The organism is Streptomyces sp. NPDC055078 (assembly GCF_053607985.1).
In genome coordinates, this window is sequence record NZ_JBSGUP010000036.1 from 18170 (window position 1) to 28010 (window position 9841).

6 protein-coding genes are annotated in these 9841 nt (G+C 70.9%); 5 read left to right on the plus strand and 1 reads right to left on the minus strand.

Annotated features, from left to right (window positions below):
• Positions 1–29 precede the first annotated feature (29 nt).
• The 3 genes from ACWF94_RS05620 to ACWF94_RS05630 all read left to right on the plus strand — a co-directional run bounded on the left by ACWF94_RS05620 (position 30) and on the right by ACWF94_RS05630 (position 5380).
• Positions 30–1415, plus strand: coding sequence for a Gfo/Idh/MocA family protein (locus tag ACWF94_RS05620; RefSeq protein ID WP_453484987.1), 1386 nt, complete (start codon positions 30–32; stop codon positions 1413–1415).
• Positions 1416–1607: 192 nt separating this feature from the next.
• Positions 1608–3566 carry an ABC transporter transmembrane domain-containing protein gene (locus tag ACWF94_RS05625; protein ID WP_453484979.1) on the plus strand — a complete coding sequence of 653 codons (1959 nt, stop codon included), beginning with the start codon at positions 1608–1610 and terminating at the stop codon, positions 3564–3566.
• Positions 3567–3598: 32 nt separating this feature from the next.
• Complete coding sequence (locus tag ACWF94_RS05630) at positions 3599–5380, plus strand: ABC transporter ATP-binding protein (RefSeq protein WP_453484989.1); 1782 nt, start codon at positions 3599–3601, stop codon at positions 5378–5380.
• A 348-nt stretch (positions 5381–5728) separates the two neighbouring features.
• On the opposite strand, the gene ACWF94_RS05635 is transcribed toward ACWF94_RS05630, so the two are convergent.
• On the minus strand, positions 5729–6520 hold the full coding sequence (locus ACWF94_RS05635; protein WP_453484981.1) for a metal-dependent hydrolase: 792 nt from the start codon (positions 6518–6520) through the stop codon (positions 5729–5731).
• Positions 6521–6682: 162 nt separating this feature from the next.
• On the opposite strand from ACWF94_RS05635, the gene ACWF94_RS05640 reads away from it, so the two are divergent.
• Positions 6683–9196: a DEAD/DEAH box helicase gene (locus tag ACWF94_RS05640; RefSeq protein ID WP_453484983.1), complete on the plus strand. Its 2514-nt coding sequence runs from the start codon at positions 6683–6685 to the stop codon at positions 9194–9196.
• A 123-nt stretch (positions 9197–9319) separates the two neighbouring features.
• Positions 9320–9805: a glutathione peroxidase gene (locus ACWF94_RS05645; protein WP_453484985.1), complete on the plus strand. Its 486-nt coding sequence runs from the start codon at positions 9320–9322 to the stop codon at positions 9803–9805.
• Positions 9806–9841 lie beyond the last annotated feature (36 nt).

The window sequence follows — 9841 nt, forward strand, 5'->3', positions numbered from 1 at the left end:
AGGAGGGCGAGGACCGCGACGACGGCTCGATGAGCCGTCGTTCCGTGCTGCGGACCAGCGCGGGGGTGGCCGGCGCCGGACTGGGGCTCGGCGCCCTCGGTGCCGGCACCGCCGCCGCCGGGGAGAACGCGGCAGCGGCCGGCCACGCCCCGGCCGCCCCCGCCCGCAAGGGCCGCACGATGGTCGGTGTGCCCTTCGAGGGCCGCGGCACCGTCCGGGTCGGGATCATCGGGCTCGGCAACCGCGGCGGCAGCATGATCGATCTGCTTCTCGCCCTCCCCGGAGTGCGGGTCGTCGCCCTCTGCGACCCGGTCAGGTCCAAGACCGAGCGCGCCGCCGCCAAGGTCGTCGCGGCCGGTCAGCCCGCACCGGCCGTCTACACCAAGGACGAGGACGACTACGAGAACCTCTGCGAGCGCGGCGACCTCGATCTCGTCTATGTGGCCACCCCCTGGGAGTCCCACTTCGAGATGGCGAAGTCCGCCATGCTGAACGGCAAACACGTCGGCGTGGAGTGCCCGATCGCCATGCGGCTCGATGAGCTGTGGGCACTGGTCGATCTCTCCGAGCGCACCGGACGCCACTGTATGCAGCTGGAGAACTGCTGCTACGGCCGCAACGAACTGCGAGTGCTGCGCATGGCGCACGCGGGGAAGTTCGGCGAGCTGCTGCACGGCGCCGGGGCGTACAACCACGATCTGCGCGAGCTGATGTTCGACCCCGACTACTACGAGGGTCCCTGGCGGCGGCGGTGGCACACCCGGCTGCGCGGCGATCTCTACCCCAACCACGGCTTCGGCCCGGTCGCCAACTACCTGGACGTCAACCGCGGCGACCGTGTGGTGAGCATCTCCAGTTTCGGCACTCCCGCCCTGGGCCTGGCCGAGTACCGCGAGGCCCATATGCCGCCGGGCGACCCGAGCTGGAAGGAGTCGTACATCGGGAGCGACCGGACGATCAGCATGCTCCGGACGGCGAAGGGCCGGGTCATCCGGCTGGAACACGATGTGTCGACCCCGCACCCCTACAGCCGGATCAACAGCCTCGGCGGGACCAAGGGAGTCTTCGAGGACTATCCGGCGCGGATCTATCTGGAGCCGGATCACACCAACCACCAGTGGGGCAGCTTCTCGAAGTACGCCGACTGGGACCACTGGCTGTGGAAGGAGCACGCCAATCCGCCGGGCGGCCACGGCGGCATGGACTACCTCATGGTCTTCCGGCTTGTGCAGTGCATGCGGCTCGGCCTGGTGCCCGACTTCGATGTCTACGACGCGGCGGTCTGGACGGCACCCGTACCGCTCAGTCACGCGTCGATCAAGGCGCAGGGGGCGCCGCAGCAGATCCCCGACTTCACCCGCGGCGAGTGGCGCCGGTCCCGCCCGGGCATGGATTCGGCCAAGCCCACGGAGTAGGAGCGGGGGACCTGAGCAGGCCCCGTCCCCCTACCGACGCGGGCCTCGCCCCCCTCACGCGGGTCTCGCCCCCTCCACCCTCGCGCGCGCCCTCCCGTCTCCCCCCTCACCCCCGAAAACCGATTGCGGAACCAGGCCGCGAAAGGCGAACCTTGCACGGTTTGTGCCAACCACCACACGTGCTGGGACGTCATGCACCTTCGCGACCTTCCGTATACCGATCCAGGTGATCCGGACGTACGGTCCGGCAGCCGCCTGCTGCTCTGGCTCGGGCGCAATCAGCTGGGCGGCCAGGTCAAGGCCATGTGCTGGGGCCTGCTCAACCAGCTCGGCATCGCCGCTCTGCCGCTCGGCGTGGGCATGGCCGTCCAGGCGGTGGTGGACGGCTCCGGCACCCGGCTGGCCCAGGCGGGAGGGCTGATCGGGCTGTTCGCGATCGCCATCGCGGTCGGCGACACCATGCTCCACCGGGTGGCGGTCACCAACTGGATCACCGCGGCGGCCCGCGTCCAGCAACTGCTGGCCCGCAAGACCGCCGAGCTGGGCTCCGTCCTCACCCGGCGGGTCGCGGCGGGCGAGGTCGTCGCGGTGTCGACCGGCGATGTGGAGAAGATCGGCTGGTTCGTCGAGACGCTCTCCCGGTTCGCCGCTGCCGCCACCACCCTGGTGGTGATCTGTGTCGGTCTGCTGATCTATGAGCCCGCGCTCGGCGGCGTCGTCGCCATCGGTCTGCCGGTGCTCGCCCTGGCCGCACTGCCGCTGCTCCCCCGCGCCACCCGGCGCGCGGACGTCCAGCGGGAGAAGGCCGGCCGCGCCACGGAGCTGGCGTCGGACACCGTCGCCGGACTGCGGGTGCTGCGCGGCATCGGCGGCGAGGAGCTGTTCCTCGGCCGCTACCGGGAGGCGTCCCAGCAGGTGCGGAGCGCCGCTGTGCACAGCGCCCGGATGTGGTCGCTGATCTCGGCGATCCAGGTGCTGCTGCCGGGTCTGCTGATGCTGACGGTCGTCGCGTACGGGGCGAAGCTCACGCTCGACGGCCGGATCGGGGTCGGTGAACTGGTCACCGTCTACAGCACGGTCCTGCTCACCGCCCATCCGCTGCGCAACTTCGAGGAGATCGCGATGGCGTACTCCTTCTCCAAGCCCTCCGCGCGGCGGGCGGCCCGGGTGCTGTCCCTGCGGCGTACGACCACGGAGACCGGTGCTGTGTACGGCCGCCCTGAGGGCGATCTGTACGACCCGGTCACCGGTGTGCTCGCCCCGGCCGGCCGGTTCACGGCCGTGGTGTGCGGCGACCCGGACGCGGCCGGGCTGCTGGCCGACCGGCTGGGCGGCCACCCGGCGTCCGGCGCCGCGACGAAGACGGGAACGGGAACGGGGGCGAGCACGGGAACGGAGGCGAGCACGGAGCCCGAGACGGGGGCAGAGCCGGGGACGGGGGCTGGGACGGAGACAGGGACGGAGACCCGGGCCGATGCCGAGGGGACGGCGTCCGTCCTGCTCGGCGGGGTGCCGCTGGACGAGATTCCGCTCGAATCGGCACGCACGGCCGTCCTCGTACAGGACAAGGATCCGGTGCTGCTCTCCGGGACCCTGAGGGAGCTGCTGGAGGTCCCGGCCTCCGGCGGGGTCAGCGCGCGGGCGGCCCTGGAGGCCGCGCAGTGCGGCGATGTGCTCGACGCGCTCGCCCAGGCGTCCGTGGACGGCGGCGACCCGATGGAGACCCGGATCACCGAACGCGGCCGGTCGCTGTCGGGTGGCCAGCGGCAGCGCCTCGCGCTCGCCCGTTCGCTGGTGACGGACCCCGGGGTCCTGGTGCTGGACGAGCCGACATCGGCCGTCGACTCGCATACCGAGGCACGTGTCGCGGCAGGCGTGAAGCGGCTGCGGGAGCGGCGTACGACCGTCGTCCTCACCTCGTCGCCCCTGTTGCTGGACCTCGCCGACCGGGTGGTCCTGGTCGACGGGGACAAGGTGGTGGCCGTGGGCACGCACCGCGAACTGCTGCGCGGCGAGTCGCGCTACCGGGCGGTGGTCACCCGGGAGACCGACGAGGACGCCGCCCCAGATGCCGCCCCTGAGGATGCCGCCGCCGAGGCGGAAGCCGGGGGCCGGGAGAAGGCCCTCACGAAGATCGAGGAGTCCGCGTGAAGGACAGGACGGCGGACCGGTCGCGCGCGGGGCTGTTCCGGGTGGCGCGACCGGAGTACGACCCGGCGGCGCCCGAGTCGGTGACGACGCTGCCCGTCGGCAGCAGTGCCACGGTGCGCGGTTACGTCCGGCAGCTGCTGCGCCGCCGCAGGCGTGCCTTCGCGGCGCTGATCGCCGTCAACACGGTCGCCGTGGTCGCGTCCATGGTGGGTCCCTATCTGCTGGGCTCGGTCGTCGAGCGGCTGGCGGACGGTGCGCGCGACCTCCAGCTGGGGCGCACGATCGCGGTGTTCGCGGTCGCCCTCGCCGTACAGACCGTGTTCGTACGGATGGTCACGCTGCGCGGTGCGATGCTCGGGGAGGAGACGCTCGCCGATCTGCGCGAGGACTTCCTCGTACGGTCGGTCGCGCTGCCGCCGGGGGTGCTGGAGCGGGCCGGGACCGGTGATCTGCTCTCGCGGATCACCACCGACATCGACCGGCTCGCCAACGCCATGCGGGAGGCCGTGCCGCAGATCGCGATCGGTGTGGTGTGGGCGGCGCTGCTGCTCTGCGGTCTCGCGGTGACGGCGCCGCCGCTGGCGCTCGCGGTGCTGGTGGCCGTGCCGCTGCTGGCCGTCGTCTGCCGCTGGTACTTCCGGCGTGCGCCCGCCGCCTATCGCTCGGAGGCGGCGGGGTACGCGGCGGTCGCCGCCGCGCTCGCCGAGACGGTCGACGCCGGGCGGACCGTGGAGGCGCACCGGCTGGGCACGCGCCGGACGACACTGTCGGACCGGCGGATCAAGGAGTGGACGGCGTGGGAGCGCTACACACTCCATCTGCGCTCGGTCCTCATCCCGGCCATCAATCTCACCCACACCACCGTGCTCGCCTCCGTACTGATGATCGGCGGCTGGTTCGTCCTCCAGGGGTGGCTGGATGTCGGTCAGCTGACGACGGGCGCGCTGCTGGCACAGATGCTGGTCGAACCGGTCGGCATCATTCTGCGCTGGTACGACGAACTCCAGGTGGCGCAGGTGTCGCTGGCCCGGCTGGTCGGCGTCCGGGAGATCGAGCCGGACGCGGGCGACAGCGAGGTCCGGCCCGACGGCCGTGACCTGCTCGCGGACGGCGTGCGCTTCGGCTACCGGGCGGGCGCGGATGTGCTGCACGAGGTGTCCCTCACGGTCCCGCCGGGCACCCGGATCGCGCTGGTCGGCCCGTCCGGGGCCGGGAAGTCGACGCTGGGCCGGCTGCTCGCGGGGATCTACGCCCCTCGTGTGGGCCGGGTCGCGCTCGGGGACGCCGAGCTGTCCGGGATGACCGCCGAGCGGGTCCGGGAGCATGTGGCCCTGGTCAATCAGGAGCACCATGTGTTCGTGGGCTCGCTGCGGGACAATCTGCGGCTGGCCCGTACCGGCGCCACGGACACGGAGTTGTGGGCGGCGCTCGGCGCGGTGGACGCGGACGGCTGGGCGCGGGCGCTGGGCGACGGACTGGACACCGAGGTGGGCTCGGGCTCCGTGCCCGTCACCCCGGCCCAGGCCCAGCAGATCGCCCTCGCCCGGCTGGTCCTGGCCGACCCGCACACCCTGGTCCTCGACGAGGCGACCTCCCTGCTCGACCCGCGTGCGGCCCGCCATCTGGAGCGCTCGCTCTCCCGCGTGCTGGACGGCCGTACGGTGGTCGCGATCGCTCACCGGCTGCACACGGCCCACGACGCCGATGTCATCGCGGTCGTCGAGGAGGGCCGGATCAGCGAGCTGGGCAGCCACGACGAGCTGGTCGCGGCGGGTGGTGCGTACGCGGCGCTGTGGCGGTCCTGGCACGCTTAGGCCGATTCTGATGGATCCTGCTGGGCTCGCGTGCCCTGGCACGCGTAGCCCCCGGGAGCCGCCCGCATCCCGCGTTGGCTGACGCGCACCCCTGCGGGGTGTCCTCAATCGCCGGACGGGCTGAAATGCCTCCCCCGAAACCGGGCTCCAGGGCGGAAGGCTCCACGAGGGGAGGAGCGCCGCGCGGCACGGGAGCATGGCGCCGGGGGCTCCGCCCCGGACCCCGCGCCTCAATCACCGGCGAGGCTGGATTGCTGACCCGGGTCCGGTATTTCAAGCCCGTTGGGGGTCCCCCCCGGACGAAGTCTGGGGGAGTTTGAGGACACGCTCCGAAGGCGTGCGCAGGGGTCAGATCACATTCAGCGCCGCCGCCCCGCCCACTCCTCCGAGCAGCATGAACACCGGCATCAGCACTTTCAGCTCCACCCAGCTCCCCGCACGGAAGCGCAGGGGCTTCGGCGGGCCGATCGGGTACCAGCGCTTGTTGCCCACCGGGATCGGCCACAGGACGGGGCAGCCGGACACGGTCAGCGCGTCGCCGATGTCGTGGACCAGGGCGCCGAGGACGATCGGCAGTCCGAGCCACAGATACTCCTGGCCGGGCGCGGTGAACAGCCAGTCCGCGCCATTGCCCGGCTTGTCCAGGACGCCCGCCAGGATCCAGGCGCTGGTCGCGCCCAGCAGCCAGACCAGGACATCGCTGGAGACCCGGGCGGCCCGCCAGAGCAGGCCCTCCACGGCCAGCACCAGATGGACGAAGAGGATCGCGAGGACCGCCCACCGGCCGCCGGTGATCGCCAGCGCCGAGGCGCCCGCGCCGATCATGACGGCCCAGAGCCAGGTGTGGGTGAGGGTGCGGTGGCCGCCGGTCCTGCGTTTGTCGCCCGGCTTCTTCGTCGCCTGGTAGACCGCGTACGACAGCTTGTCCACGATCTCGCACAGGCCGCGCGAGATGGGCCCGAAGGCCCGGGAGATCGTCGCCGCCTTGTGGTCCAGATCGGGTGCGAGCGCCGCGCCCGCGCAGATCAGCGCTCCGACGACGAGAACCGGCCAGGGCATGGGATGGCCGGCCGCGGCGGTCGCCGCGCCCACCCCCAGCCAGGCCGCCGCCCCGGAAAGCGAATGCGCCGGTCCCATCATGAAATTTTCCCCGCCCCGTGTGATTCCGGTATATCCCGCCGCCCCCCGGGGCGGCCATGGTTCCTGTGGTGATGCCCAGTTGACAGGCCAGCGTATCGCTCGTGATCTTCTGTCGGCCGTCCGGTTCCCGCATCGGGGGTGCGGACAGGCAAGATGGGGGGCGTGACCCTTATCGATCAGCTGCCGCCGGACGCCGACCCAGATGCCCTCTTCGAAGCCTTTTCCACCTGGGCCGAGGGCCGGGGCATCTCGCTCTACCCGGCTCAGGAGGAGGCGCTGATCGAGGTGGTCTCAGGGGCCAATGTGATCCTCTCCACCCCCACCGGCTCCGGGAAGAGCCTGGTCGCGGCGGGTGCGCACTTCACAGCACTGGCGAACGACCAGGTCACGTTCTACAGCGCGCCGATCAAGGCGCTGGTCTCGGAGAAGTTCTTCGACCTCTGCAAGCTCTTCGGCACGGAGAACGTCGGGATGCTGACGGGCGACGCGTCCGTGAACGCCGACGCGCCCGTGATCTGCTGCACCGCCGAGGTGCTCGCCTCCATCGCCCTGCGCGACGGCCGGAACGCGGATATCGGCCAGGTCGTGATGGACGAGTTCCACTTCTACGCCGAGCCGGACCGGGGCTGGGCCTGGCAGATCCCGCTGCTGGAACTGCCACAGGCGCAGTTCGTCCTGATGTCCGCGACCCTCGGCGATGTCTCGCGCTTCGAGACGGACCTCACCCGCCGTACCGGCCGCCCCACCGCCGTCGTACGCTCCGCGACCCGCCCCGTCCCGCTCAGTTACGAGTACCGGCGCACCCCGATCACCGAGACGCTGACCGAGCTGCTGGAGACCCGGCAGGCACCGGTCTACATCGTGCACTTCACCCAGGCGGCGGCGGTGGAGCGGGCCCAGTCGCTGATGAGCATCAATATGTGCTCGCGCGAGGAGAAGGACCAGATCGCCGAGATGATCGGCAATTTCCGGTTCACCACCAAATTCGGCCGCAATCTCTCCCGCTATGTACGGCACGGTATCGGTGTCCACCACGCCGGAATGCTCCCCAAGTACCGGCGGCTGGTGGAGAAGCTCGCGCAGGCGGGGCTGCTCAAGGTCATCTGCGGTACGGACACACTCGGCGTCGGGGTCAATGTCCCCATCCGGACTGTCCTGTTCACCGCGCTCACCAAGTACGACGGCACCCGGGTGCGCACCCTGCGGGCCCGGGAGTTCCACCAGATCGCGGGCCGTGCGGGCCGCGCCGGGTTCGACACGGCGGGGCTGGTGGCCGCCCAGGCGCCCGAGCACGTCATCGACAACGAGAAGGCGCTCGCGAAAGCGGGCGACGATCCCAAGAAGCGCCGGAAGGTCGTCCGCAAGAAGGCGCCCGACGGCTTTGTCGCCTGGTCGGACTCGACGTTCGACAAGCTCATCGATTCCGATCCGGAACCGCTGACCTCGCGTTTCCGGGTCACGCACACCATGCTGCTGTCGGTCATCGCCCGGCCGGGCAATGCCTTCGACGCGATGCGCAGGCTGCTGGAGGACAATCACGAGCCGCGCCGGAACCAGCTGCGCCACATCCGCCGGGCGATCGCGATCTACCGCTCGCTGCTCGCCGGGGGCGTGGTGGAGCGGCTGCCGGAGCCGGACGCGCAGGGCCGTATCGTCCGGCTCACCGTGGACCTGCAACAGGACTTCGCGCTCAACCAGCCGCTGTCCACCTTCGCCCTGGCGTCGTTCGAGCTGCTGGACCCGGAATCCCCCTCGTACGCCCTGGACATGGTCTCGGTCGTGGAGTCGACGCTGGACGACCCGCGCCAGATCCTCGCCGCTCAGCAGAACAAGGCGCGCGGTGAGGCGGTCGCGCTGATGAAGGCGGACGGCGTGGAGTACGAGGAGCGGATGGAGCGGCTCCAGGAGGTGACGTACCCCAAGCCGATGGAGGAGCTGCTGTGGCACGCGTACAACACCTACCGCACCAGTCACCCCTGGGTCGGCGATCATCCGGTCTCGCCGAAGTCCGTCGTCCGTGACATGTACGAACGGGCGCTGTCGTTCACGGAGTTCACCTCGTTCTACGAGCTGGCGCGCACCGAGGGCATCGTGCTGCGCTATCTCGCGGGCGCGTACAAGGCGCTGGAGCACACCATTCCGGACGATCTGAAGTCCGAGGACCTGGAGGATCTGACCGCCTGGCTCAGCGAGATGGTGCGGCAGGTGGACTCCAGTCTGCTGGACGAGTGGGAGCAGCTCGCCAACCCGGAGGTGGAGACCGCCGAGGAGGCCCAGGAGAAGGCCGACCAGGTCAAACCGGTCACGGCCAATGCCCGCGCCTTCCGGGTCCTCGTACGGAACGCGATGTTCCGCCGGGTGGAGCTGGCCGCGCTCGACAAGGTCGGCGAACTGGGCGAACTGGACGCCGACTCCGGCTGGGACGCGGACGCGTGGGGCGACGCCCTGGACGCGTACTGGGACGAGTACGAGGATCTGGGCACCGGCCCCGACGCCCGCGGCCCCAAGCTGCTGCTGATCGAGGAGGACGAACCGCACGGTCTGTGGCGGGTCCGGCAGATCTTCGCCGACCCGAACGGCGATCACGACTGGGGCATCAGCGCCGAGGTCGATCTCGCCGCATCCGACGAGGAGAGCCGGGCGGTCGTACGCGTCACCTCGGTGGGCCGGCTCTGAATGAGTTCTGAATGAGTACGGACCGTACGTCCGCGTCGGGTACGGACCGCACAGCCGCGGGCGGGGCCGCCCCGTCCGCGGCACGACCGATCACCATTGTTTCCCCTGTGGAGGAGATCTCGGATGACAACGCTCTACGACATCCCGCTGCGCACCCTCGCGGGTGAGCCGACCTCGCTCGCCGAGTACCGGGGCAAGGCCGTCCTGGTGGTGAACGTCGCGTCCCAGTGCGGTCTGACGCCGCAGTACGCGGGTCTTGAACGCCTGCAGAAGCAGTACAGCGACCAGGGCTTCACGGTTGTCGGTGTGCCGTGCAATCAGTTCGCGGGCCAGGAGCCGGGGACCGCCGAGGAGATCGGCACCTTCTGCTCGGCCACCTACGGTGTGACCTTCCCGCTGCTGGAGAAGACGGACGTCAACGGCGACGGGCGCCATGCGCTGTACGCGGAGCTGACGAAGACGGCCGACGAGGAGGGCGCGGCCGGGGACATCCAGTGGAACTTCGAGAAGTTCCTCATCGGCCGGGACGGCGCGGTGGTGGCCCGGATCCGCCCGCGCACCGAGCCCGAGGCGCCCGAAGTGGTCTCCGCGATCGAGCGGCTGCTCTAGGACGTGTGCGGCGGTGCGGGACGGAGCCTCCCGCAC

Excerpts from the sequence above, each read along its gene's own strand:
- ACWF94_RS05635 (WP_453484981.1), bottom strand. The coding sequence starts at position 6,520 with ATGATGGGACCGGCGCATTCGCTTTCCGGGGCGGCGGCCTGGCTGGGG.
- ACWF94_RS05645 (WP_453484985.1), top strand. The coding sequence starts at position 9,320 with ATGACAACGCTCTACGACATCCCGCTGCGCACCCTCGCGGGTGAGCCG.
- ACWF94_RS05620 (WP_453484987.1), top strand. The coding sequence starts at position 30 with ATGAGCCGTCGTTCCGTGCTGCGGACCAGCGCGGGGGTGGCCGGCGCC.
- ACWF94_RS05625 (WP_453484979.1), top strand. The coding sequence starts at position 1,608 with ATGCACCTTCGCGACCTTCCGTATACCGATCCAGGTGATCCGGACGTA.